This window comes from Actinomadura sp. NPDC000600, from assembly GCF_040492135.1.
Lineage (GTDB): Bacteria > Actinomycetota > Actinomycetes > Streptosporangiales > Streptosporangiaceae > Spirillospora.
In genome coordinates this window covers 1-23,546 of sequence record NZ_JBEUPD010000044.1, presented here as the reverse complement: position 1 = coordinate 23,546, position 23,546 = coordinate 1, and the positions used below count along the sequence as shown (strand labels likewise).

General features: G+C 75.5%; 21 protein-coding genes. 9 read left to right on the top strand and 12 right to left on the bottom strand.

The window, feature by feature from the left end:
• Positions 1–23 precede the first annotated feature (23 nt).
• The 3 genes from ABWI07_RS38270 to ABWI07_RS38260 all read right to left on the bottom strand — a co-directional run bounded on the left by ABWI07_RS38270 (position 24) and on the right by ABWI07_RS38260 (position 5,273).
• Positions 24–1,319, bottom strand: a complete 1,296-nt coding sequence (locus tag ABWI07_RS38270) for an AI-2E family transporter (RefSeq protein WP_353821528.1) — start codon at positions 1,317–1,319, stop codon at positions 24–26.
• 107 nt (positions 1,320–1,426) lie between these two features.
• Positions 1,427–4,645, bottom strand: a complete 3,219-nt coding sequence (locus tag ABWI07_RS38265) for a DUF4132 domain-containing protein (RefSeq protein ID WP_353821527.1) — start codon at positions 4,643–4,645, stop codon at positions 1,427–1,429.
• A gap of 34 nt (positions 4,646–4,679) precedes the next feature.
• A complete protein-coding gene (locus tag ABWI07_RS38260) occupies positions 4,680–5,273 on the bottom strand; it encodes a TetR/AcrR family transcriptional regulator (RefSeq protein ID WP_353821526.1) in 594 nt (197 codons plus the stop codon).
• Positions 5,274–5,393: 120 nt separating this feature from the next.
• On the opposite strand from ABWI07_RS38260, the gene ABWI07_RS38255 reads away from it, so the two are divergent.
• Positions 5,394–6,215 carry an SDR family NAD(P)-dependent oxidoreductase gene (locus tag ABWI07_RS38255; protein WP_353821525.1) on the top strand — a complete coding sequence of 274 codons (822 nt, stop codon included), beginning with the start codon at positions 5,394–5,396 and terminating at the stop codon, positions 6,213–6,215.
• Positions 6,216–6,266: 51 nt separating this feature from the next.
• Positions 6,267–7,892 carry a ribosomal protection-like ABC-F family protein gene (gene abc-f, locus ABWI07_RS38250; protein ID WP_353821556.1) on the top strand — a complete coding sequence of 542 codons (1,626 nt, stop codon included), beginning with the start codon at positions 6,267–6,269 and terminating at the stop codon, positions 7,890–7,892.
• Here abc-f and ABWI07_RS38245 read toward each other — a convergent pair.
• Positions 7,878–8,441, bottom strand: coding sequence for a TetR/AcrR family transcriptional regulator (locus ABWI07_RS38245; RefSeq protein ID WP_353821524.1), 564 nt, complete (start codon positions 8,439–8,441; stop codon positions 7,878–7,880). The genes abc-f and ABWI07_RS38245 overlap by 15 nt on opposite strands.
• A 97-nt stretch (positions 8,442–8,538) precedes the next feature.
• On the opposite strand from ABWI07_RS38245, the gene ABWI07_RS38240 reads away from it, so the two are divergent.
• The gene (locus ABWI07_RS38240) at positions 8,539–8,946 is read left to right on the top strand and encodes a nuclear transport factor 2 family protein (RefSeq protein WP_353821523.1); all 408 of its coding nucleotides are present in this window, start codon (positions 8,539–8,541) and stop codon (positions 8,944–8,946) included.
• 77 nt (positions 8,947–9,023) lie between these two features.
• Here the strand turns inward: ABWI07_RS38240 and ABWI07_RS38235 are convergent, their stop codons facing one another.
• Positions 9,024–9,842 carry a CPBP family intramembrane glutamic endopeptidase gene (locus tag ABWI07_RS38235; protein ID WP_353821522.1) on the bottom strand — a complete coding sequence of 273 codons (819 nt, stop codon included), beginning with the start codon at positions 9,840–9,842 and terminating at the stop codon, positions 9,024–9,026.
• Positions 9,843–10,273: 431 nt separating this feature from the next.
• Here ABWI07_RS38235 and ABWI07_RS38230 point away from each other — a divergent pair, with 431 nt between their 5' ends.
• Positions 10,274–10,813, top strand: coding sequence for a DUF1062 domain-containing protein (locus ABWI07_RS38230; protein WP_353821521.1), 540 nt, complete (start codon positions 10,274–10,276; stop codon positions 10,811–10,813).
• Positions 10,814–10,878: 65 nt separating this feature from the next.
• Here the strand turns inward: ABWI07_RS38230 and ABWI07_RS38225 are convergent, their stop codons facing one another.
• Positions 10,879–11,739, bottom strand: coding sequence for a sigma-70 family RNA polymerase sigma factor (locus ABWI07_RS38225; protein WP_353821520.1), 861 nt, complete (start codon positions 11,737–11,739; stop codon positions 10,879–10,881).
• 76 nt (positions 11,740–11,815) lie between these two features.
• Between ABWI07_RS38225 and ABWI07_RS38220 the strand changes: the two genes are divergently transcribed.
• Positions 11,816–12,958 (top strand): alkene reductase, encoded by a 1,143-nt coding sequence (locus tag ABWI07_RS38220; RefSeq protein ID WP_353821519.1) that lies wholly within the window; start codon positions 11,816–11,818, stop codon positions 12,956–12,958.
• 60 nt (positions 12,959–13,018) lie between these two features.
• Here ABWI07_RS38220 and ABWI07_RS38215 read toward each other — a convergent pair whose 3' ends face one another.
• Positions 13,019–13,975: an ADP-ribosylglycohydrolase family protein gene (locus ABWI07_RS38215; RefSeq protein WP_353821518.1), complete on the bottom strand. Its 957-nt coding sequence runs from the start codon at positions 13,973–13,975 to the stop codon at positions 13,019–13,021.
• Positions 13,976–14,006: 31 nt separating this feature from the next.
• Positions 14,007–14,381 carry a YybH family protein gene (locus ABWI07_RS38210; RefSeq protein WP_353821517.1) on the bottom strand — a complete coding sequence of 125 codons (375 nt, stop codon included), beginning with the start codon at positions 14,379–14,381 and terminating at the stop codon, positions 14,007–14,009.
• Between the two features lie 130 nt (positions 14,382–14,511).
• On the opposite strand from ABWI07_RS38210, the gene ABWI07_RS38205 reads away from it, so the two are divergent.
• Positions 14,512–14,964: an acyl-CoA thioesterase gene (locus ABWI07_RS38205; RefSeq protein WP_160160872.1), complete on the top strand. Its 453-nt coding sequence runs from the start codon at positions 14,512–14,514 to the stop codon at positions 14,962–14,964.
• A gap of 152 nt (positions 14,965–15,116) precedes the next feature.
• On the opposite strand, the gene ABWI07_RS38200 is transcribed toward ABWI07_RS38205, so the two are convergent.
• The 3 genes from ABWI07_RS38200 to ABWI07_RS38190 form a co-directional block, all read right to left on the bottom strand.
• Positions 15,117–16,163 carry an ARPP-1 family domain-containing protein gene (locus ABWI07_RS38200; RefSeq protein WP_353821516.1) on the bottom strand — a complete coding sequence of 349 codons (1,047 nt, stop codon included), beginning with the start codon at positions 16,161–16,163 and terminating at the stop codon, positions 15,117–15,119.
• An 88-nt stretch (positions 16,164–16,251) separates the two neighbouring features.
• A complete protein-coding gene (locus ABWI07_RS38195; RefSeq protein ID WP_353821515.1) occupies positions 16,252–17,595 on the bottom strand; it encodes a hypothetical protein in 1,344 nt (447 codons plus the stop codon).
• A 55-nt stretch (positions 17,596–17,650) separates the two neighbouring features.
• Positions 17,651–18,364, bottom strand: a complete 714-nt coding sequence (locus ABWI07_RS38190; protein WP_149258489.1) for a TetR/AcrR family transcriptional regulator — start codon at positions 18,362–18,364, stop codon at positions 17,651–17,653.
• Between the two features lie 94 nt (positions 18,365–18,458).
• On the opposite strand from ABWI07_RS38190, the gene ABWI07_RS38185 reads away from it, so the two are divergent.
• On the top strand, positions 18,459–19,406 hold the full coding sequence (locus ABWI07_RS38185; RefSeq protein WP_353821514.1) for an ATP-binding cassette domain-containing protein: 948 nt from the start codon (positions 18,459–18,461) through the stop codon (positions 19,404–19,406).
• Positions 19,407–19,423: 17 nt separating this feature from the next.
• Complete coding sequence (locus tag ABWI07_RS38180) at positions 19,424–20,257, top strand: ABC transporter permease (RefSeq protein ID WP_353821513.1); 834 nt, start codon at positions 19,424–19,426, stop codon at positions 20,255–20,257.
• Positions 20,258–20,285: 28 nt separating this feature from the next.
• Here the strand turns inward: ABWI07_RS38180 and ABWI07_RS38175 are convergent, their stop codons facing one another.
• Entirely contained in the window at positions 20,286–21,323 is a 1,038-nt protein-coding gene (locus ABWI07_RS38175) for an EamA family transporter (RefSeq protein WP_149258492.1), read from the bottom strand.
• Between the two features lie 154 nt (positions 21,324–21,477).
• Between ABWI07_RS38175 and ABWI07_RS38170 the strand changes: the two genes are divergently transcribed.
• Complete coding sequence (locus ABWI07_RS38170; RefSeq protein ID WP_353821512.1) at positions 21,478–23,460, top strand: hypothetical protein; 1,983 nt, start codon at positions 21,478–21,480, stop codon at positions 23,458–23,460.
• Positions 23,461–23,546 lie beyond the last annotated feature (86 nt).

The window sequence follows — 23,546 nt, the reverse complement described above, 5'->3', positions numbered from 1 at the left end:
GGTAAAGCCCCGGCGCGGCGGCGTCAGCGGCGCAGCCACCGCCACCAGCGGCCCGGGGGCACGTCGGGCTTGGTCAGCGGGTGCTCCTCGACCTCGTAGCGGCGCACGTAGGCGGCGGCGAACGCCTGGAGGCTGGCGCCGAGCGGGATCGCCAGCAGCACCCCGATGGGCCCGGCGACGGCGGCGCCGGCCAGGATCAGCCCGAACGCGACCGCGGGGTGCATGTCCAGGGTCCGCGCGGTGATGCGCGGTTGCAGCAGGTAGTTCTCGAACTGCTGGTAGGCGACGATGAACAGCAGGATCCACAGCGCCGTGCTCGGCGACTTGGTCAGCGCGATGAGCACGGGCACGGCGCCGGCGAGGTAGGTGCCGACGGCCGGGATGAACTGCGACACCACCCCCACCCACAGTGCCAGGGCGGCCGCGTACGGGACGCCGAGCAAGGCCATGGCGGCGAAGTGGGCGATGCCGGAGATGAGGGCGAGCAGCCCTCGCGAGTAGATGTAGCCGCCGGTCTTGTCGACGGCGATCTCCCAGGCGCGCAGGACCTCGCGCTGGCGTCGCGGCGGCAGCAGGGAGCAGACCGTACGGCGGAACCGGGGGCCCTCGGCGGACAGGTAGAAGGTGAACAGCAGGACGCCGAGGGCGTTGAAGACCACGCCGAAGGCGGTGGTGCCGAAGCCCCACACGTTCGCGGCGAGGCTCGACAGGTGCCGTGACAGGGTGTCGGTGATGGTGGGGAGCCGCTGGAAGATCGTCCGCTGGGACAGGTGCGTCCCGAACGTGGAGTTCACCCATCCGACGAACTGGCGGACGTAGCCGGGGAACCCGCCGATCAGGTTGGTGGCCTGGGCGGCCAGCAGCGAACCGATGCCGCCGAGGAACGCGGCCAGGAGCAGCCCCACGACCACGAACATCGCCGCGGTGGCCGCGCCGCGCCGCCAGCCGCGCGCGGCCAGCCAGTTCACCGCCGGCTCGATCGCGAAGGCCAGGAACAGCGAGATCAGCAGGAGCAGCAGCAGGTCGCGCAGCCGCTCCAGCAGCCAGACGCCCGCCAGGAACGCCAGCACGCTCGCGCCCGCGAGCGCGAACGCCTTGGGCAGCCACGGGGGCATCCGCTGCGCACGCTCGGGGGCCCGCTCGGCGGCGGGGGCCTCGGGCGGGACGTCGGCGGGACCCTCGGCGCGTTCGCCGGCGGGACCCTCGGGGCGTTCGCCGGCGGGACCCTCGGCGGGTTCGTCGACAGGCCCCTCGGCGGGTTCGTCGGCGGGCGTGTCGCCGGGCTTGTCGCCGGGGGTCGGGCCGGGCGGCTGCGGCATTCCCGCACGTTAACGGCGCCCGGACCGGCATTCCGGGCGTCCCGCACCGCGGCAGGGGCAAGCTTTGCCGGGATTTCAGCCCCGCCGCGGCCGGCGCCGCCTCACGGTCAGTCCTCGGTCGCGGCGGTCAGTTCGGCGAGCAGTTCGCTGGCGTGGACCGCGTCGAGCTCGCCGGTCACGTGGACGCCGCCGATCGTGAAGATCTCGGCGGGGTCGCGATCGCCGATCGCGACGCCCGGCCCGAAGCCGAGCCCGACGGTGGCGCCGCCGGGGAGCCGGCGCGACATGCCGGAGACGATGCCGGCGTCGGCGGGCGCATCGTGCTCCCAGCCGTCGCGTTCCAGGCGCAGCAGCCGCCGGAGCGGGACCTGCGCGCCCTCGAAGCGGGCGAGGACGCCGGTCCGGCGCTCCTCGTCGGTGAGGGCGTGGACGGGCCGGTCCAGCTGCGGGAACGGCTGGGCGATCTCGTAGTCGGCGAACACCCGGGCCCAGGCGGCCAGGTCCTCCTCGGTGAGGTTGAGGCGGTGCGCGACCCGGACCCGGACCGCGCCGTCCAGGACGAGGGCGTCGTCGGCGAGGTCGGCGAGGGTGCCGTCCTCGGCGACCCGGAAGGTGGTGCCGTCGCCGGTGACCCACACCAGCCGCCGGACGATGTGGCGCAGCAGGGGGTGGCCGGCGAGGAGCCGCTGGAAGTCGGTCAAGGGCCAGGAGCGCCGCCCGACCATGGCGGTCTCCAGCCTGCGCACCTGGCCGGCGGCCACGGCGCGGGCGTCCTTGCGCAGCGCCGCGAACCGCTTGTGTGCGGCGGGGGCCAGGTCGGGGTCGTCCTTGGCACCCGGTTTGGGCAGCGCCTTGCGCGGTTTGCCGGCCTGGTCCCGGACGTAGGGGGTGAGCCGCTCGTCGAAGCCGACGGTGAAGCGGCGGGGCCCGTAGTCCAGGACGAGGGTGCCGGCGGCGTCGAGGCCGAGGTCGGGCACGAGGCGGTCGGCGAGTTCGTCCTGGGTGAGCCCGAGTCCTTCCGCGATCTCGTCGATCTTGCGGCGGGCCAAGTCCTTGAGTGTCTTGAACCGCAGCTTCTGGGAGATGCCGTGCAGGTGCATGAGCGCGACGTCGGTGCCGATCGCGGCGAGGACGTCCAGGCCCGCGGCGGCGTTCTTGTGGCGGCTCTGGCCGGGCCACGCCCGGATCAGCGGGGTGAGGCGGCGGGCGGCCTCGTCGCCGCCGAGCAGGCCGAGCTGGGTGAGGGCCCAGCCGTCCCTGGCCGGGTGCCCGGCCGCCTCCCACCGTTCGAACACCGCCCAGGAGAACGCGGCGAGCGACTCGGGGTCGCAGGCCCGCCTGACGTCGGAGAGGTCGGGGCGGGCGCCGCCGGGCCGCTCCAGCGCGAGCGTCAGCAGCAGGTCGCGCGTCGCGGCGGGCGGCAGGGCCCGGTCGCGCCCGGTCGTGAGGATCTGCGGCAGCAGCGCCGGGTCGGCCCAGTCGCCGATCGCCGGGGCGCGGACCGGGACCAGGTCGAGCGGGTCGAGGGTCGTCAGGTCGGCGATCGCGGCCGCGGCGGCGTCGCCGTGGACGCGGGCGGCCTCGACGACCGCCTCCGCGCCCTCGCGCCCGGCGATGTGCAGCAGCGCGGCCTCCGCGGCGAGGCGCTCCCGTCCGGCCGGGCCGAGAGCCGCCGGGACGAGCAGCCGGGCGGCGGCGGTCCCGTGGCGGGCGAACCACGCGTGCGCGACGGGCCGCGCCGACTTCAGCCGCAGCGACCAGTCGGCCATGAGCGCGGCGACGCGCCGGGTGAGGAAGGGCAGCAGCACCTCGCCGTCGGAGGCCGGCGACTTCGACGCGGCCCTGGCCAGCAGCGCGGCGGCGTCGAGCTCGAAGCGGGCCGCCAGCTCCTTCTGGGCCCAGGCGAGGGGGACGTCACCGGCGGCCCACTCGACGAACAGCGGCCGGACCAGGGCCTCGGGGCCCTGGGTGAACAGCCGCAGCGTGTCCCAGTAGGGCAGCCGCCCGGCCTTGTGGTCCTGGACCTTGGCGATCCAGCCGTCCCCGTCCCACCACCGGGCGGACGGGTCGGGGTACCAGGCCTCGCGCTCGCCGGGCGCCCAGCGGACGGCGTCGGCGTCCGGGGGCGCCAGCCCGTCGATCACCACGGCTCGGCGTTCCCGGCGGCGGCGCCTCCAGGGCGGGTTCGCCAGCGACGCGGGCACCTCACGCGCCGGGGCGTCGGGAACGCGGGCCCGGCCCGCCTCTCCCCCGCCCAGTTCGGGGTGGGTGAGCAGATGCTCCTCCAGCAGCTCGCCGGCGACCCCGGCGGCCTTGCCGGCGCCGGCCGCCGCGTCCGCGAGCAGCCGCGCGGCCCGCGCGGGGAACCGCTTCATCGCCGCGGACAGCGCGGGCCTGACGCGCTCCCGGTCGGCGCGGTCCACTAGGGCCTGGAACGCCTCGTCGGTCGGCAGGACCGCCAGCGCCTCGGCGGTGTTCTTGCGGGCCTTGGCGCTGCGCGCGGTGTCGTAGGCGTGGGCCAGCAGCGGGGCGAGCGGCGCGCCGACCCCGTCCACGGCGGTGGTCACCAGGTCGGCTCTCGCCGCCTGCCACCCCAGGACGCCCAGGCGGGGCAACTGGGCCGGTGCGGTGACGGAGCACCACAGCATCCAGGAGTACAGGAACTCCTGCGGCCCGGGGAGTTCGGCCAGCGATTCCTCGACCCAGTCCTGGCGCGTCGGCACGAGGTAGGCGGTGACGAGGTGGAGCAGGACGTCGCCGCGGCACTCCTCCAGCCGCGCGACGGCCCGTTCGTACTCGGCGTCGTCGGCCGCGGCGAGGACGGCCCGCATCCGGGTCAGGGCGGACCGCGCCGCCCACCAGTGGCCGTGCTGCTGGTCCGGGTCGCGGAGCCGGACCCACCACTCGGTCCGGTCGCCCTGGCCGGTCCATCTCGAGGTGGGCCCGGCCTTGCTGATGCACGCGACCGCGGCGGCGGCGAACGCGGGGCCGCGGTCGGCGCACCAGGCGTCGACGAGCCGGGCGTGCGGGTCGTCCCGCTGGTTCTCCTGGCGTATGACGAGCTGCCCGACGACCGCCGCGCCGAGCGGGTCGTCCTCCCCGCCGAGGTGGCGGCGGGCCGCCGCGACGAGGCCGGGGTCGCTGCGCGGGTGGGCGAGCGCGTCCTCGACACCGGCCGACCGCGCCCGGACCTTCTCGGCGAGCGCGTCGCCCGCCGCCGGGTCGAGCTTGAGCGCGGCCCCGGGCGTGCCGCCCCGCCGCGGATGCAGCCGGCGCCGCCACGCCGCCGGAACGACCAAGGTCTCCTCGTCGGTCTCCTCGTCCATGGCGCATCACCGTAGGACCCGGCTCTGACAGCGCTCAGGGGGCGAACGCGCGGAGGGTGACGTCCACGAGCGCGTCGGCGTACTCGGGGGTGAGCGGCCCCGAACGGTGCAGCCAGCGCTGGAAGAGCGGGGCGTACAGCACCTCGAGCACCAGGTCGAGGTCGGCGTCCGCGCGCAGCTGCCCCGCCCGCTGGGCGCTGCGCAGCCGCTCCTTCTTCGCCCGGTCGAGCGGGCCGGCCAGCTTCTCGCGGTACAGGGCGGCCAGGTCGGGGTCGTCGACGATCTGGGTGTTGAGCGCCCTGAGCGGCGCCTCGAACGCCGGGTCGGCGAACTCGGCGACGGTCGCCCGCATGACCGTCCTGAGGTCGGCCTCGAGGTCGCCGGTGTCGGGCAGCCGGACGCCCTCCTCCCCCTCGCTGAGCGCCAGGAACGCGTCGAAGACCACCGCGCCCTTGGACGGCCACCAGCGGTAGATGGTCTGCTTGCCTACGCCCGCCCGCGCGGCGATGGCCTCGATCGTCATCTTGGGGTACCCGATCTCGGAGACCAGCTCGCGCGCGGCGGTGAGGACGGCCCGCCGGGACCGCTCGCTGCGCCGCGCCGGGTTCGGGGTTCTGTTGCCGGACACGGCCGGGGAGCCTACCACTTAACGAGACGATACGTCTCGTCTTGACGATGGACCGGCCGCCTTCCATACTCATCCTCGGCGAGACGAACCGTCTCGTCTTGAATGAGTGGAGGAGACTGCATGGCGACCGCCCGCGTCTGGTTCATCACCGGCGCTTCCAGGGGCCTGGGCAGGGCCTACGCCGAGGCGGCGCTCGCCGCCGGAGACCGGGTCGTGGCGGCCGCGCGCGACCTCGGCCCGCTGGACGACCTTGCCGCCGCCCACCCCGACCACCTCGTCCGGCTGGCGCTGGACGTCCGCGACCGCGCGGCCGTGCACGCGGCGGTGGACCGGGCGGCGGCCGCGTTCGGGCGGCTTGACGTCGTGGTCAACAACGCCGGCACGATGCTGCTCGGCATGGTGGAGGAGGCGACCGAGGAGGAGATCCGCGCCCAGTTCGACGTCAACTTCTTCGGCGCGGTCTGGGTGGCCCAGGCCGTGGTGCCGCATCTGCGGGCGCAGGGCTCCGGCCGCATCCTGCAGGTCACCACGATGGGGACCGGGGGCGGGGTCGCGTCCGCCGGGTTCTACGCCGCGAGCAAGAGCGCGCTCGACTCGCTGAGCCAGGCGCTGGCGATGGAGGTGGCGCCGTTCGGGATCAAGGTGACGATCGTGCAGCCGGGCGGGTACGGCACGGACCTGTTCACGCGGGGCATCACGCAGACCCGGCCGCGCCCGGAGTACGAGACGCTGCGCGCCCGGCTGGCCGAGATGTGGGGCGAGGACGCCGGCCCCGACCCGAGCACCGCGGCCCCGGTGGTCATGGAGCTGGCCGGCCTGGACGACCCGCCGCTGCGGCTGATCGTCGGCGCCGCCTCCTACGACATGGTCCAGGAGATGGACCGGGCGCGCACCGAGGAGTACCGGGCCTGGGAGCACCTCAGCCGCAAGGCCCCGGGCTGACCCCCATCCCCACCCGCACCGAGTCCGCACCGACGATAAGGAGGTGGCGCTCTGCGCGCCCCTGCCCAACTCGCACTCGACCAGATCTCCAAGCGCTACGGGACCCGCGCCGTCCTGGACCGGGTCTCGCTCACCGTCAAGCCCGGCGAGCGGCTCGGCGTGATCGGCGACAACGGGTCCGGCAAGTCCACGCTGCTCAAGCTCATGGCGGGCGTCGAGCGTCCGGACAACGGCGAGGTCGTGACCGTCGCGCCCGGCGGGATCGGCTACCTGCCGCAGTCGCTCGCGCTTCCGCCGGACGCCACCGTCGCCGACGCCGTCGACCTGGCACTAGCCGACCTGCGCGACCTCGAAGCCCGGATGCGCGCCGCCGAACGCTCGCTCGGCGCGCCCGGCCGTGCGGTCCTGGACGCCTACGCGGAGCTGGTGGCGGAGTTCGAGGCGCGGGGCGGCTACGAGGCCGACGTCCGCGTGGAACTCGCGCTGCACGGGCTCGGGCTGCCCGGACTCGACCGGAGCCGCCCGCTGGGCACGCTGTCCGGCGGCGAGCGCTCCAGGCTCGCCCTCGCCGCCACGCTGGCGTCCTCCCCCGAGCTGCTGCTGCTCGACGAGCCGACCAACGACCTGGACGACCAGGCCACGGCCTGGCTCGAACGGCGGCTGCGCGCCCACCGGGGCACGGTCGTGGCGATCACGCACGACCGCATGTTCCTGGAGCGGGTGACCACCGCCGTCGTGGAGGTGGACGGCGGGCAGGTGCGCCGCTACGGCGACGGGTACCCGGGCTTCCTCGCCGCCAAGGCCGCCGAACGCGCCGCGCAGGCGCGGGCCCACGAGGAATGGAGGACGGAGCTGGACCGGCATGCCGCGCTGGTGGCCGCGAACGCGGGCCGGCTCGCCGCGATCCCGCGCAAGACGGCCAAGGCAGGCATGGGCACCGGCGCCTGGCGGGCGCGCTCGCGCACCCACGGGGCGGCCGGGCGCATCCGGCAGTCCCGGCAGCGGCTGCGGCAACTCGTCGATCACCCCGCGGCGCCACCGCCCGAGCCGCTGCGCTTCACCGCCGTCCCCGCGGCCCCGGGCGCCGCCGGGGACGAGGTGCTCACGATCGGCGGCGTGGTGGTGCACGGACGGCTCCGCCTGGAGTCCCTGACCGTCCGCGCCGGTGAGCGGCTTCTCGTCACCGGCCCGAACGGAGCGGGCAAGACCACCCTGATGCGGCTCATCGCCGGAGAACTCCACCCGGACGCGGGCGAGGTACGCCGGACCGGACGGGTCGGGTACCTCCGGCAGGACGGGCCGGTCGGCGCGGGTCACCGGACCGTGCTCCAGGCCTATTCGCGCGGACGTCCGGGCACTCCCGGCGAGCACGCGGACGCCCTGCTCGCCCTGGGCCTGTTCCGGCCGTCTGACCTGGGCCTCCGCCTCAGGGAGCTGTCCCCTGGGCAGCGGCGCCGGGTCGAGCTGGCGCGGCTGGTGAGCGAGCCCCGGGACCTGCTTCTGCTCGACGAGCCGACCAACCACCTGTCGCCCATGCTCACGGAGCAGCTGGAGGAGGCTCTGGCCTCCTACCAGGGCGCGCTGGTGGTGGTCACGCACGACCGGCGCCTGCGCGCCGCGTTCACCGGCGCCCGCCTCGAACTGGCCGCAGGGCGCCCGGCCTCACCGGTCGGTTAGGCCGTGCCGGACGATCGCGAGCAGGCGGCGGACCTGGGCGGGGTCGGTGCAGGAGGTGGCGACGGCGTGGGCCAGCGTCAGCACCTCGGCCACGGTGAGGTCCCCCCGGACGGCGCCCTCCTGCTGTGCTCGCGTCAGGAGCGTCTCCGCGGCGGAGGTCAGGGCGGCGTGCCAGCGCGCGAACAGCTCGGTGCGCCGTGCGTCGCCGCCGCCCGCGCCGGCGAAGGCCGGGGCCCGGCCGGTCGCGACGTGGACGGCGAAGGCCTCCAGCCAGGCGTGGAGCGCCTCCCCCGCGTCGGCTTCGGCCGCCAGGGCGGCGCCCTGGGCGCACAGGGCGGCGACCTCGTCTGCGTAGACCGCGGCGAGCAGGTCGTCGCGGGTCGGGAAGTGCCGGTAGAGGGTCGCGTTGCCGACGCCCGCGCGCCGGGCGATCTCGTCGAGGGGTGCGCCGGGCCCCCGCTCCTCGAACAGCTCCCTGGCGGCCTCGACGAGCAGCCGGGCGTTGCGCTCGGCGTCGGCGCGGCGCCCCCGTCCCGAGGCGGCGGTCATTCCGGCTCCCTGGTCGTCCGACGGGGACCTGCTCGGCTAGGGTAGCGGAGCACTAAACGGGGACTTCCCCGTTTATCGTTCGCCCCGAGGAGGAGCGATGGCGTTCACCGCCGACGATCGCACCGAGATCACCGAGCTGATCTCCCTGCACGGCCACCTGTGCGACAGCGGGGAGCTGGACCGGCTGGAGGAGCTGTTCACCCCCGACGTCGTCTACGACCTCTCCGACTTCGGGCAGGAGCCCCTGCTGGGCGTGGCGGCGTGCGCCGCCGCCGCGCGTGCGCTGGGCGAGCTGAACCCGGTCGGGCACCACGTCACCAACACCGTCCTCACCGAGGCCCCGGGCGGCCGGGTGCACGCGCTCTCCAAGGGGCTCGGGGTCAACGCCGACGGCACCGTCGGGAGCGTGACCTACGAGGACACCTTCGTCCGCACCCCGGGCGGCTGGCGGATCAGCCACCGGAAGATCCGCGCGCACCGCGCACCTCTGGGCGGACGCGCCTGAGCGGCGCCCGTCGGCGCCGCCGGTCGTCAGGGTCCTGCGCGGCCGTCCATCCGAGGACATGGCGGCCCAGGGCCGCATCAACTCGGGGCGTCCCGCAGGGTTCCCGCCGTCTCCTGCCGGCCCGGGCGCCACCGCAGGGCGACGATGACGGCCGCGGCCGCCTGCATCCCGCCGTTGAGGAGCGCGGGGGCGGCGTACTCGGTGTACCCGGGGATCACCGACTCGGTGACGTTCACCAGGGCGTGGACGACCAGCGCCGTGAGCATGACCCCGCCGGATCTCTCGAAGATCCAGACGATGATGACCCGCAGCGCGACCGTGCTGAGGGACTGGCCCGCGATCCACAGCGCGGAGCGGTCGCCCTGGGCCCAGCCGACGACGTGCCAGACCGCCCAGACCACTCCGATGAGCGCCCCGGCTCCGAGCGGTCCCCATCGCTCGCGCAGCGGGGCCAGAAGGTAGCCGGTCCACCCCGCCTCCTCGCCGAGCGCGGTGACGAGGTAGACGGCGAACAGCACCGGGACGGCCGCCGGCGGCGAGTGCGACCCGTCGAGCGGCGTCCCGGTGAGCGGCATCAGCACGTAGACCAGCAGCGCGATCGCGGGGACCAGCAGCCAGGCCGCCGGCCACGACGGCCTGCCCCCGGAGCCCCGGGGGGACAGGGTCCTCTTCAGCAGCGCTCCGACTCCGCGGCGCCCCTCCTCCCGCGCGGTGAGCACCACGGCCACCACGAGGGGCAGGACGAACTGGAACGCGCTCACGGGCATGCCCATGGGCAGCGCGTCCGGGCGCTCGATCAGCGCTCCCGCCGCCCAGAACGGGAGCGAGAGGGCGAACAGCAGCACCAGGAACGCCAGCGGCGACCTCGCGGTCGGCGGGGCGGGACGAACGGCCATGCTCTGGATTGTCCTGAAGTGCGCCGGAAGCGGCACGGCCCGCCCCGCATCCCGTCCGGCCCTAGTGTTGGGCGGCATGACGCTGCGACTTGTTCGGGTGAACTTCAAGGCCCGGGACGACTCGGCCCTCGGCCGGGGCTGACGCGGAGCCTGCCGCCCGTCGCCGGCGCTTGCGCGGCCGGAAAACCGCTTGAGCCTTCCTTCCGCGTTCCCGTAGGTTGCCCTCGGCCCATCGCAGTGAGGACAGAGGACAGACCCGCGTGACCCCGCCTGCTCTTTAGACCTGACACCTTCTTCCGCTCACCTGTAGCCGACGACTCGTCGGTTCCGCCGGGCTGCCCTCTAGCGCGCCCGGTCGTTCAGCGTTCGAGGCCGCGCGCAATCGGCCTCGTGTCAGGTCTTGAGAGCTCATGTCTTCACAACCTCATATCGTGCTGCCCTGGGTCGTCCGCCGGACCAGGCTGCCCCTGCTGTCGCTGCGGTGCGCCGACTGCCGCTCGGAGTCGGCCACCACCGGCGAGGGCAGGTTCCGCGTCAACGCCAACGGCAAGCTGCTGGACGTGTGGCTGCTGGTCCGCTGCGTCTCGTGCGATCGGACCGCCAAGCTCACCGTGCACGAGCGGACCCCGGTCGGCTCCTTCGATCCGGCCGAGCTCCACGGCTACCGCGTCAACGATCCGCGGCTGGTGGCCTCCCGGCTGCTGGATCCGCTGCTCGCCCGGCGCAACCGGTTCACCCTGGACTGGACGGGCGCCTGGCGGCTGCACACCCCGCCGGAGCGCCTCGACGAGGCGTGGCCGGTCCGGGTGGAGGTCGCCTTCGACGATCCGGTGCCGGTGCGCCCGGACCGGCTCATCGCGCGAGGGCTCGGCCTCAGCAGGAACGAGGTGCTGCGCCGCATCAAGTGCGGCATCTCGCTGCGGCGTCCGACCAGTGCCGGGTTCGCCTTCACGGTGATGCCCGGGGACTAGCCGAGCGGGTCGGGCGGGCCGTCCGGCCCGCCCGGCCTCGCCCCGGGCCCGTGCCGACCCCCCGGTCAGGGGACGGCGAGGTCGAGGGCCTTGAGGCGGGCCGGGTCGGCGATCATCTCGTAGGCGGCGACGCGGCCGCCGCGGACGGTGACGGCCAGGGCGAGCAGGAGGCGGCCGTGCGGCGCGACCACGGCGCCGACCGTCCCGTCGACCAGGGCGGGTCCGGCGTACCGGGCGCGGCGGCCGAACAGCTGCATCTCGCGGGCGACCGGGTCGGCGCCGCGCAGGACGGCGGGGCGGCCGGGGGTGAGGGCGGCGTGGTCGGCGCGGCGGACGACGTCGGGCGCGAGGACGCCGAGGAGGGCGTCCAGGTCGCCGCTGCGGGCGGCGGCGAGGAAGGCCTCGACGACGCGGCGCTGCTCGGCGAGGTCGCGCGCCGGCGCGGCGGTGGTGCCGCGGACGCGGTGGCGGGCGCGGCTGGCGAGCTTCTTGGCGGCGGCCGGGGTGCGCTCGACGATGGGGGCGATCTGGTCGAAGGGGACGGCGAACACGTCGTGCAGGACGAAGGCGACGCGTTCGGCGGGGCCGAGGGTGTCCAGGACGACGAGCATCGCGCGCCCGACCGACTCGATGAGGACGGCCTCGGTCTCGGGGTCGCCGTCGTGCGGCTGGACGGGCGAGCGCCATCCGTAGGGCTCCTCGCGCCGGGAGGCGCGGGTGCGGAGCATGTCGAGGCAGATGCGGGCCACGACGGTGCGCAGCCACGCCTCCAGGTCGTCGATGCCGGCGGGGTCGGTGCGCTGGAGCCGCAGCCACGCCTCCTGGACGGCGTCGTCGGTCTCGCCCGGTGAGCCCAGCATCCGGTAGGCGACCGCGCGCAGTACCGCGCGGTGCGCCTCGAAGCGTTCGGCGAGTCGGTCGTCCATCGGTCACCTTTCCGTGCCGCGTTCCGTCTGCTCCGTGGCATCCGAGAGACGACGACGGCGGGGAGACGGGAGACAGATGATCCGACACGACCAGGGTAGCGAGCCGGGCGCGCAGCCGCTGCTGCGGCCGGTGGCGCTCGGGGACCTGGAGCTGCCCAACCGGGTGGTGATGGCGCCGCTGACGCGGGCCCGCGCGTCCGGCCGCGGCCTGGTTCCGACGGACCTGCACGCCGCCTACTACGGGCAGCGCGCCACCGCGGGCCTGATCATCGCCGAGGCGGCGTGGGTCGGCGAGCGGGCGATCGGGGCGCCGGGCGTCCCCGGCGTCTACACCGAGCGGCAGGTGGAGGGGTGGCGGCGCGTCACCGATGTCGTGCACGCGCTGGGCGGGCGCATCGTGCTGCAGTTGTGGCACGCGGGCGCCCACTCCCATCCCGACCACCTGGGCGGGGCGCGGCCCGGCGGGCCGTCCGCGGTCGATCCGGGCGAGGAATGCTGGACCGCGGCGGGCCCCAGGGCGACGGTCACGCCCCGGGAGATGACGCGCGCGGAGATCGAGCGGACGGTCGCCGACTACGGCGCGGCGTCCGCGCGGGCGCGCCGGGCGGGGTTCGACGGGGTGGAGGTGGCGGCGAACGGGACCTACCTGCTCGCGCAGTTCCTCAACCCGCGCCTGAACCGCCGCGCCGACGCCTACGGGACCGACCGCGCCCGCCTGCTGCTGGAGGTCGTGGACGCGGTGGCGGCGGCGTGGGACGGGCGGCGCGCCGGGGTGCGGCTGTCGCCGTACTGGACCGTCCACGACGCCTCGCCCGGGGCGCGCCGCGGCGACTACCCCTACACGGCCGACGAGGGCGCCCTCGCCGCCTACGACTCCCTCGTGGCGGAGTTGGGCACGCGTCCCCTGGCCTATCTGCATCTGCGCGGACGGGCCCTGACCGAGCCGGGCGCGACGCCGGACTTCGACGAGTTCGCCCGGTACCGCAAGCTGTTCGGCGGTCCCCTGGTCGCCAACCACGGGTTCGGCCGGGAGTCGGGGAACGCGGTGGTGGAGGCGGGGATCGCCGACGCGGTGGCGTTCGGGCGGCCGTTCATCGCCAACCCCGATCTGGTCGCCCGGTTCGCGCTGGGCCAGGGCACGGCGCGCAGCGACGAGGCCACCCACTACGGCGGCGGTGCCCGCGGCTACGTCGACTACCCGATCTGGCCGGGCCCCTAGGCCCCGGCCGACGGGCTGGTCGCCCGTGGTCGTCAACGCGAAGGCGCGGCCGTCGAGCTTCTACCCTTCGCCGCTTGCCGCTCCCGCCGCGGCGAGTGACAGGGCGAGGCCGGCGAGTTCCGCGGGCCTGAGTACCCGGTCGAACCCGGGGAGCGGGACGTGCAGTGCCCTGGTCCAGCGTTCGGGTATCGCTTCCTGCCCGTAGACCGCGCCGGCCAGGGCGCCGGTCACGGCGGCGACGGTGTCGGTGTCGCCGCCGAGGTCGATGGCCGCACGCAGCGCCTCCTCGAAGGAGCCGGTGGTTCTGACGGCCCAGGCGGCGGAGGCGAGGCAGGGCCAGACGGCTCCGTTGAACTCCGTGGCGTCGTCCGGGTGCCAGCCGGTGGACAGGACCCTGGCGTACCTGTCGCGGTGGTCGGGGTGGACGTGCGGCAGCACCTCCGGGAGCGCCGCGATCGGGTCGGCGCCGTCCAGCGCGGCGCGGACCAGGTCGTGGAAGATCGCGGTGCCCTCCCACGCCGCCGGGTCGCCATGGGTCAGCGCGGCGATCCGCCGGGCCGCGTCCATGCTGGCCGCCCTGCCCGCCGGCGCGAAGTACACCGCCGAGGTCGAGGCCCGCATGAGCGAGCCGTTCCCGGCGGCGCGCCCGGTGCTCTGGAAATGACGGGCCGCGGCCAGGTCCCAGGGGTGGCCGCCGGCCAGGACGTTCTCGGTCTGGAGGCCGATGTCCTTCGGCTCCGCTGCGGCCCACCGCTGGAACCTGGCGAACATGTCGGGCAGGTCGAGCCCGCCGCGTTCCAGAAGCGACAGGGCCACCAGCACCGCCATCTGGGTGTCTTCGGTGGCCTCGCCCCGGTCCCAGCCGCCGCCTGCCCGCATCTCGTCGCCGTGACCAGGCGGGTACTTCTTGGAGAACGCCCCTGCCGGGCCGAACTCGAACGGCGCCCCGAGCGCATCCCCCACCGCCGAGCCGAGCACCGTCCCGACGACCCGTGATCGCCTATCGCTCGCAGTCACGGGGCCATGCTCCCACCCTGTGGCCGGGGTTCTAGGTCCCGGCTCCGGGCGGCGGGACGAACTCCGGCTGGTCCAGGACGCGCAGCCAGCTGCCGTCGGGCTGGCGGCGGACGACCTGCGTGCGCGCCCCCGCCCCGTCCCTGGGCGGTGTGGAGGTGAGGGCGAGGTCGCCGCTGACCAGGGTGGGGAGCGGTTCCTCGGGCTCGAAGCGGGGGCGTGCGGCCAGGACCTTCTCCCACATCTCGCGGATCGCGTCGCGCCCCACGGTCTGGGAGCCGGGCGGGTAGGCCAGCACCGCGTCCTCCTCGTAGAGGGCGGCGACGCCGGCCGCGTCGCCGGCGTTGGAGCGTTCGACGAACAGGCGGGTGATGTCCTCCGGCCGCATGGCCTTCTCGTATTCCGTCATGGCGTTCTCCCAGTTCGTTCGGGTCGGCGCCTTCCATGCTCGTCCGCCGCGCTCCAGAAGTCCAAGAGAGGGTTCTTCTCCTGTCCAGAAGCGATGCTTATGGGTCGGCCGGCGGTGCAGAATGCCGGGTATGACGGAGACCTTCGCGCATCGCCTGCGGGTCCGGTACAGCGAGTGCGACCAGCAGGGGGTGGTGTTCAACGGCCACTACCTGTTCTTCTACGACGTGGCGTTGACGGAGATGTGGCGGGAGCTGTTCGGCGACTACGCGCAGATGGTGGAGCAGGGCTACGACCTGGTGGTGGCCGAGGCGCGGATCCGGTTCCGGGAGGGCGCGCGGTTCGACGAGCTGCTGGAGGTGTCGATGCCGGTGGCGCATCTGGGGACGACGAGCATGGTGGTCCGCCCGGTGTTCCGGGTGGGTGGGCGGCTCATCGCCGACGGGGAGGTGCGGCACGTGTTCATCGACCCGGCGTCCAAGGCCAAGAAGGAGATGCCGCCGCAGGTGAGGTCGGTTCTGGAGCCTTACCTGGACGGGGCGGGACAGGCGGCCGGCGCCGCGTCGGGATCACAATCGCCTTGACGATGGTTCGAGCATCGCGCGTTTCCCGGATCTGGAATCGGGGTTCGGCCCGACGTGCCCGGCACAGTTCCCGCGGCTCCGATTCAAGTGGGTGACGCGCCCCCGGGGCAACCCCCTTTTTTTCGGGGCGGCCCGGGGCCGCGGGCGCCGCTTCAGCGGGCGAACAGGGACGCGTAGACGGTCCGGTCGCCGTCGGTGACGATCTGCCCGGCCAGCTGGGGGCCGGTGACGGTGGACAGCCGCAGGTCGAGGTGGCGCTCCTCCTCGCGGAGTTCGACGGGGCCGGCGGGGGCGGCCGCGAGCCGGTCGCCGATCTCGGCGAGGCGGGCGGAGCGGTCGCGGTCCAGCGCGCCGCGCACCCCGGCGAGCCCCGCCGCGGACGGCCCGTCCTCGAACCGTCCGTCCTCGAACCGTCCGTCCTCGAACCGTCCGTCCTCGAACCGTCCGTCCTCGCGGTGGGCGAGGTCGTAGGGCGCGGGGTCGGGCGGTGCGGGTTCGGCGTGCCAGGCGGCGACGCCGTAGGCGAAGCAGACCAGCGCGGTCCACATCTCGGCGAAGTAGCGGGGGTCGGGCGCGATCTCCAGGCCGGCGAAGCGGCCGGAGAGCAGGAACAGGGCGCCGACCTGGCCGGGCTGGAGTTCCAGGCGGGACTGGAACCGGGTCAGCACGGCCCGCCGGCGGGACAGGATCTGCTCCAGGTGGCCGCGGCGGGCGAGGCCGTGGCGGGCGTTGAGGGCGGCGATGTCGCCCCAGAGCTTGCCGTAGTCGGCGGCGCCGCGCATTTCGAGGGCGCGGGCGCGCAGTTCCAGCGGCAGGACGAAGAACCACTGGTCGCGTTCGCCGAGGTGGCCGCCCTGGCTCTGCTGGACGCAGCAGGCGTCGTCGAAGCGCAGGGTCTGCCCGGCGGACAGCAGCGCCGACCGGCACAGGGCGTGGTTCTGGGCGCGGTCCTGGATGTACCCGATGTGCAGGGGGACGATGGCGACGCCGGAGTCGGCGCGGTTGGCGAGTTCGACCTGCCCGTAGCCGACGACGCGGGACAGTTTGAGGCCGGTGCGGGGCGGCACGAAACCGCGGTGGGCGGGCCCGGAGACCGGCACCATGGTGAGCGCGCCGGCCTGCTGCGGGGTGCCCAGGCGGTGCCCGGCGAGGCTGCCGGGGCCGGGGACGAGGGTCTCGAGCTCCGTCGTCTGCGTCATGCGGTGCTCCCTTTCGGGGAGGTGGTGCGGCGGCGTGCGCGGGGTGCGGCGCGTCCGCGCACGGGCGGGTTCAGGCGGCCGGGCCTGTTCAGGCGGCCAGGCGGGCGGTGAGGGTGTCGGCCTGCCGGTCGAGGGCGTCGAGGCGGTCGTGCAGGGCGGCGCGCAGCCAGGGCTCGCCGGCGGCGCAGTGCCCGAACATCCAGGGCAGCAGTTCGGCGAAGTCGTCCTGGTGCCAGAAGCCGCGCTGGGGCAGGGACGGGGCGGGGCGCCGCAGCGTCAGGTCGTCGCTGCCGGTGAACATGGCGTGGCAGAACACCACGGGGGTGGTGACGCCGGCGCGCGGCAGGCTCGCGGCGACCCTTGCCAGGTCTCCGGGGAAGACGTTCTCGTAGCCGTCGGAGACGACGGCGACCAGGTCGGGGCCGGTGCCGAGGGCGTCCAGGACGGCGGTGGCCAGGTCGGTGGCGCCGCGCGGGGAGCGCTCGTCGCCGCCGGTCTCGATGACCTCCAGCCGGGCGCAGACCTCCGACAGCACCATCCGCAGCGCGGCGGCCTGGGACAGGGCGGCCCATTCGCGGTCGCCGTAGCCGCGCATGGACGCCGAGGCGTCCATGACCAGAGCGACGGTGCCGCCGAAGCGGGGGAAGGCCGCGGCGGCGGCGCCGACGTGGCGGGCGAGGGCGGCGTGGAGGTCCTCGGCGGGCCCGCCCCGGTACAGGTGGACGAGGGCGGCGGCGATGTCGCCGCGGTTGGTCGCGGTGATGGTGGCGGGCCGTTCGCGGACGGTGTCGACGGGCAGCACCGGTTCGCCCGGCGCCGCGGGGACGGCGGCGGGGCCGGAGGCGGCGTCTGCGGGGTGGTAGAGGGCCTGGACGCGGGCGGGCGCGGCGGCGGGGTCGGTGAGGAAGCGCAGCAGGCGCCGCTGGAGGTAGTCGGAGGCGGTGTCGCCGCCGGCGATGCGGCGGGCGCAGCCGCGGGCGGTGGCGGCGCCGAGGGCGTGCTCGAAGCAGTCGCGCAGGGCGGGGCGGCGCGCGGCGATGAGGGCGTCGGCGGCGGGGTGCTCCAGGACGAACCGCAGCGCGGTGCGGGTGGTGTGCTTGTGGTTGGCGCGCAGCCGCCGCAGGGCGAGCAGGACGGTGATGACGTGGGCGGGCGGCAGCCCGAGGGTCAGGACGCGGGCGACGCGGGCCTGCACGGCGCGGGTGCGGTCGTCGAGCCCGGCCTGGGTGGCGGCCAGGATCTGCAGCAGCACGCGGGCGCGCTGCCAGGGCCGCACGCCGGGGGCGACGCCGAGCAGGGCGTAGCCCTCGGGGTCGCCGGTGTGCGCGGCGCGGTGCAGGTCGGCGTCGTCCCAGCGCAGGGAGGCGCCCCGGGGCAGGCTCAGGGCGGTGTCGTGGTCGTGCAGGTGGTCAAGGAGTGTGGGGGTGTCCATGGTTGTCGGCCTCCGCAACCATGGAGTGTAGGAATGATCGGGAGCGCCTCGACACTCAATTTCCGGTGGGCGGGCCCGCTGCGGAGGTGTCGGCGGTCGCGGGGCCGGGCGCGGCGGCGTAGCGGCCGAGGCCGTGTTCGAGCAGGTCGAAGGCGCGGGCCGCGGCGGCGTAGACGTCCTCGGCCATCTCCTGCAGGGTCTCCCCCGCGGCCTTGCGGTCAGCGATCTGCTCGACCAGCGTGTTCTGCACGGCGAAGATCATGGCGGCGGCGGCGCGGGGGGCGATGTCGTCGGGGTCGGCGCCGGTGGCCTCGGCGATCAGGTCGGCGAGGCGGTCCTGGGCCCGGCGGCCGATCTCGCGCTGGCGGGCCAGGAGCGCGGGGCTGTCGCGGACGGTGCGGGTCCAGACCTCCGAGCCCTCGTGGAAGGCGGTGTGGTAGGAGCGGGCGTCCAGGCCCTCGAAGAAGCGGCGGCGGAACAGCGCCACGGCGCCCTCGCCGGGGCGGCGGTCGCGGAAGTCGCGCGCGGCGGCCTCGATGATCTCGTCCTGCCGGTCGAAGAACAGGTCTTCCTTGGTCCGGAAGTAGTTGAAGACGGTGTTGACCGACACGTCGGCGGTGCGGGCGACGTCGGCGATGGTGACGTTGTCGAAGCCGCGGGTCATGAACAGGCCGGTGGCGATGTCGGCGATGCGGCGCCGCGTCTCGCGCTTCTTGCGCTCCCGCAGCCCCAGTTCCGGTTCGACCTCGGGGACGTGGTCCTCAGCCATGCCCAGGAATATACCTTCACTGGTGTCACTGAAAACTTGGAGCGACTGCAAATTTGGGGTTACGCTAGCGGCGTCGTTCTCAGAGGAGGTCATCGTGATCGAGGCCCGCGGGCTCGCCCGCACCTTCACCGGCCGGAACGGGACGGTCGAGGCCGTCCGCGGCGTGGACCTGTCGGTCGCGCCCGGCGAGATCGTCGGGTTCCTCGGCCCCAACGGGGCCGGGAAGACCACGACGCTGCGGATGCTGACGACGCTGCTGGCGCCGACGTCGGGGACCGCGGCCGTCGCCGGCCGCGACCTGCGCGCCGACCCGGCGGGCGTGCGGCGGCACATCGGCTACGTCGCGCAGGGCGGCGGCACCGACCCGGGCGTCCCGGTCGCCGAGGAGCTGGACCTGCAGGCGCGCCTGTACGGGGTGCGCGACCGGTCGGCGCGGATCGCGGCGCTGTGCGCGCGCCTGGACCTGGAGGGCCTCGGGCCGCGCCCGGCCGGGTCGCTGTCGGGCGGGCAGCGCCGCCGCCTGGACATCGCGCTCGGGCTGGTGCACCGCCCGCCGCTGCTGTTCCTGGACGAGCCGACGACCGGCCTGGACCCGCAGAGCCGCGGCAACCTGTGGGACCACGTCCGCGCCATGCGCGACCGGGACGGCACGACGGTCTTCCTGACCACGCACTACCTGGACGAGGCCGACGCGCTGTGCGACCGGCTGCTGATCATCGACCGGGGGCGCATCGTCGCCGAGGGCACGCCCGCCGAGCTGCGCCGCCGCGTCGCCGGGGACGTCGTCACGGTGGAGCTGGCGGAGCCGGCCGGGGTCGAGTCCGCCCGCGGGGCGCTGTCGGCGCACCCGGCCGTCCGCGAGGCAGCCGTGACCGGCGCGACGCTGCGGCTGACCGTCGAGGACGGCGAGAAGGCGCTGATGTCCCTGATCCGCGCGCTGGACGGTGCGGGGGTGGAGCTGGCGTCGCTGAACCTGGCCCGCCCCACGCTGGACGACGTGTTCCTCACCATCACCGGCCGGTCGCTGCGCGAAGCGGCCTGAACTCAGGAGTCTCCCCCATGTCTCTCAAACCGACCGCTTCTGTCATCCCGTCCGCGCCTTCCGCGGCGCCCGGGCGGGCCGCCGCTCTCAGGCGGGTCGCGTCCGACACCCGGCTGGTCTTCCTGCGGTACATGCGGCAGACGCTGCGCAGCAAGGTCGCGGTGGTGTTCGGCGCGATCCAGCCGATGCTGTACCTGGTGCTGTTCGGACCGCTGCTGTCGGACCTGGTCGACGTGCGCGGGTTCGGCGCGCGCAGCGCCTGGCAGGTCTTCGTGCCGGGCGTGCTGATACAGCTGTCGATGTTCAGCGCCGGGTTCGCCGGGTTCGGGCTGATCGCGGACCTGCGGTCGGGGGTGGTGGACCGGCTGCGGGTCACCCCGGCCAGCCGGTCCGCGCTGCTGCTGGGGCGGGTCCTGCGCGACACGGTGGTGGTCGGGTTCCAGGCGGCGGTGGTCGTGGCGGTCGGGCTGGCGCTGGGGCTGCGGGCCCCGGCGGGCGGGATCGCCGTCGGGCTGCTGCTGGTGGTGGCGCTGGCGGTGAGCGTGGCGTCCCTGTCGTACGTGGTGGCGCTGCGCACGCGCAGCGAGGACGCGTTCGCGCCGATCCTGACGTCGGTGACGCTGCCGCTGATGCTGCTGTCGGGGCTCCTGCTGCCGATGAGCCTGGCGCCGGGCTGGCTGGACGCGGTGTCGCGGTTCACGCCGTTCCGGTACACGGTGGACGCCGCGCGGGCGGCGTTCCTGGGCGACTATGCGTCGGCGGCGGTCGCGGAGGGCGCGCTGGTCGCGGCGGTGCTGCTGGTGGCGTCGGTGGCGCTGGGCGCCCGCCGCTTCCGCCGCGAGAACGCCTGACCCGGCTCCGGAGGCGGTCCAGGGCGGGTCACGGGGGCAGGGCGGCGGTCCGGGGCCGCGTGCCCGGCCCGCCGTCCCGCGCGGCCTCCCGCCCGCCGTCCCGCGGAACGTCGGCCGGGGCGGTGGCGGCGGCGTTCAGGACCTCGGGGTGGGCGACGGCGGCGCGCTGGGCGATGTAGGCGCCGGCGAGCACGATCGCGCCGCCGGTGATCTGCGCGGCGGTGAGGCGCTCCCCGAGCGCGGCCCAGGCGATGAGGGCGGCGGCGACGGCCTCGGTGTAGCAGATGGCGCCGCCGACCTGCGCCGACAGCCGCTGCAGTCCGGCGACGCCGGTGAGGTAGGCCAGGACGGTGCTGACCAGGCCGATCCAGGCGACCAGCGCCCAGCCGGGCGCGGCGTGCCCGGCGACCGGCACGGGGGCGGGCAGCACCTGCCAGGGCAGCGTCCACGGCGCGGCCAGGGCGGTGAGGGCGAGCGCGGCGACGACGCTTCCGGCGGAGGTGATGACGAGCGGGTCGACCTGCCCGGTCAGCCGGTCGACGATGAGGAAGTAGCTGGCCTGGCAGGCGGCGGCGCCGAGCCCGGCGGCCAGGCCGACCGGGTCGAGCGACAGGCCCGTCCACACCTGCACGACCAGGGCGAGGCCGGCCATGGCGGTCGCGACGCCGGCGGCGGCGGTGCGGTGCACCGGGGCGCGGCGCACCAGCCGCAGCCACGCCAGCACGATGACCGGGCCGCTGAACTCCAGCAGGATCGCCACGCCGACCGGCAGGCGGGAGGCAGCCACGAAGTAGAACGCCTGGCAGCCGGCGACACCGGTCAGCCCGTACAGGGCCAGGGCGGGCAGGTGTGGGCGCAGGCCGCGGACGGCGGCCCGCCCGCGCAGCAGGAACGGCAGCGGCGCCAGGACCAGCGCGGCGACCGCGATGCGCAACCACACCGCCTGCAGGGGGCCGAGCCCGGCCTCGATGAGGGCCTTGCCGAACGGTCCGGACGCGCCGAAGCACACCGAGGAGAACAGCGCCAGGCCGAGGCCCCAGGCGCGGGTCCGTGCGGCGCCGTCCATCCTCACCCCCGGGTCGCGCGGTGTGCCGCCGAGCCCGCTCCCGGCGGGCTAATGAGCATCCTTCCATAACGCTCCTTACACGTCGATGGAGGGCTACCGGTCCGTAACGCGGGCGATGCCGGACGGAACGCCCGCTGCTACTACTATTCGCCGGATGAGCTGGCAGGCGGCCGGGGCGGGGCCCGGCGGAACCGGTGGGGGCCCGAGCGGCGACCTGTTCGCCTCGGTCGAGGGCAACGTGCGCGAGCTGGTGGCCTCACCGTGGTGGCAGACCGCCCAGCCGGCCGACCGCGCGGCGCAGATCGCCGCGCGGATGCTGTGGGGCGCCGGCGAGTGGTGGCTGTACGGGGCGTGGGGTCGCTGGTACCGGTGCGGCCTGGACGGCACCTGGCACCCCTGCCCGCCCCCCGCGCAGTTCGAGGACCGCCGCGTCGCCGTCCCCGCGCCCCAGGGCGCCGGGACGCCGCCCGTCCCGCCGCAGCTGTTCCCCACCGGCCCCGACCTCGCGGCCGGGCGCGTCGCGCCGCTGGGGTTCCTCGGGCCCGTCCCCGACACCGCCGTCGTCGCCCGCATCTCCCAGGCCCTCACCACCGCGCTGGCGGTGAACCCGCAGCAGTTCGCCCAGCGCGACCCGATGTTCCAGCCGGGCACGCCCAGCACCGTCGCCGCCGCGTGGGGCGCGCTGCTGTGGTGCGCGGGATCCCCCGTGGTGCTGACCGAGCACCCCCTGATCGAGTCGTTCATCCCGTTCCTGACGACCTCGGCCGAGCAGCTGCACTGGATGATGCCGCCCGACTTCGGCACCCTGGCCGGCTACTACGTCCACCGGCTCGGCGCCGGCGACGGCGGCGGCGCCGCCCACATCGCCCGCGTCATGTACGAGGTCGCCGCCGGGCTGCAGGCCGACCCCCGGTTCCGTCCCGGCGCCGACGCGCTCGCCGCGGTCACCGCGGCGTCGCTGCGGATGGTCAACCAGGACATGGCCACCGTCCGGTACGGGCCCGAGGCGATCGTGCAGGAGTGGCGGCGCCGCTGCCCCGCCGAGTTCGCCACCCCGATGGTGCGCGACACCGCGCCGGGCGAGTACCTGCGCCTGGCCCTGTACGACCTCCAGGAGATCGTCGCGGGGCTGACCGGGCCGCGCCCGGCCGCGGCGGGACGCAGCCACGACGAGGTCCGCCGCGCCGGGATCGCGGTGCTGGCCGCCGACCTGCAGGCCGCGCCGGGCGCGCTGCCGGCGCTGCAGCGCTGGCTGGACGCCGACAGCGCCCGCACCCTGCAGGCGGTGCTGACCGACCCGGCCAACCCGCTGCGGTCGCTGTGGCCGCGCGACGGCCGCCTCCCCGACGCGCTGCGCAGCGACGACTCCGACGCCCTCGCCGCGCTGCTGGCCACCACCTACACCCTGGGGCTGACGTGGTGCCGGCTGGCGCAGGTGCCGCCGCCGGCGACGGGGTTCGCGGTGCCGCAGGCGGTCGCGGCGGAGCTGACGTCCCCGGCGATGCACACCCCGCCGTCCACCGACGAGCTGTCGGCGTGGGACATCATCAAGGCCGCCCGCGCCCACATGGCCGCCGAGCGCGCCTCCTCCGGTGGCGACCTGCCGGTCGCGCCGGTGCCCGAGCCCGCGCAGGAGGCCCCGGGCCCGCCGCCCGCGGTCGCGCCCGCCCCTCCCCCGGCGGCCCCGCCAGTGCCGCCGCCCGCCGCGCCCGAACCGCCCGCCCCGGCGGCGCATGCCTCGCCGGGCCCGTCGGAGCCGCCCTTCCAGTACGCGCCCCCGCCCCCTCCGGTGTCGCCGCCGGTGTCGCCGCCGCAGTTCCCGGGCCCGTCCTCGCCGCCGCCCGAGCCGAGCGCCCACCACGAGCAGGGGCGGCCCGAGCCGCCCCGGTACGAGCAGCGGCCCGCCGCGCCCGCGCCGGCGCCGGACCCGTTCGGCTCGGACGTGCCGCCGCCGCGGATCGCGCCTCCCCCGGCGCCCGAGCCCCCCGCCCCGGCGCCGCCGACCCGGCAGGCCCCCGAGCCGGCGCCGGAGCCGGTGTGGCCGTCGGAGCCGCAGAGGACGCAGCTGGACACCGACGCGTTCCGCACCCAGCTCGATCCGGGCCCGGCGTGGCCCGGCGCGGACGCCCCGCCCTAGCTGAGGTCGGTGTCCTGGTTGTCGTCCTTGGAGCGGGAGACCGTCCCGTCGGCGTTGAGGACGTAGGAGGCGTGCATGTCGACGTG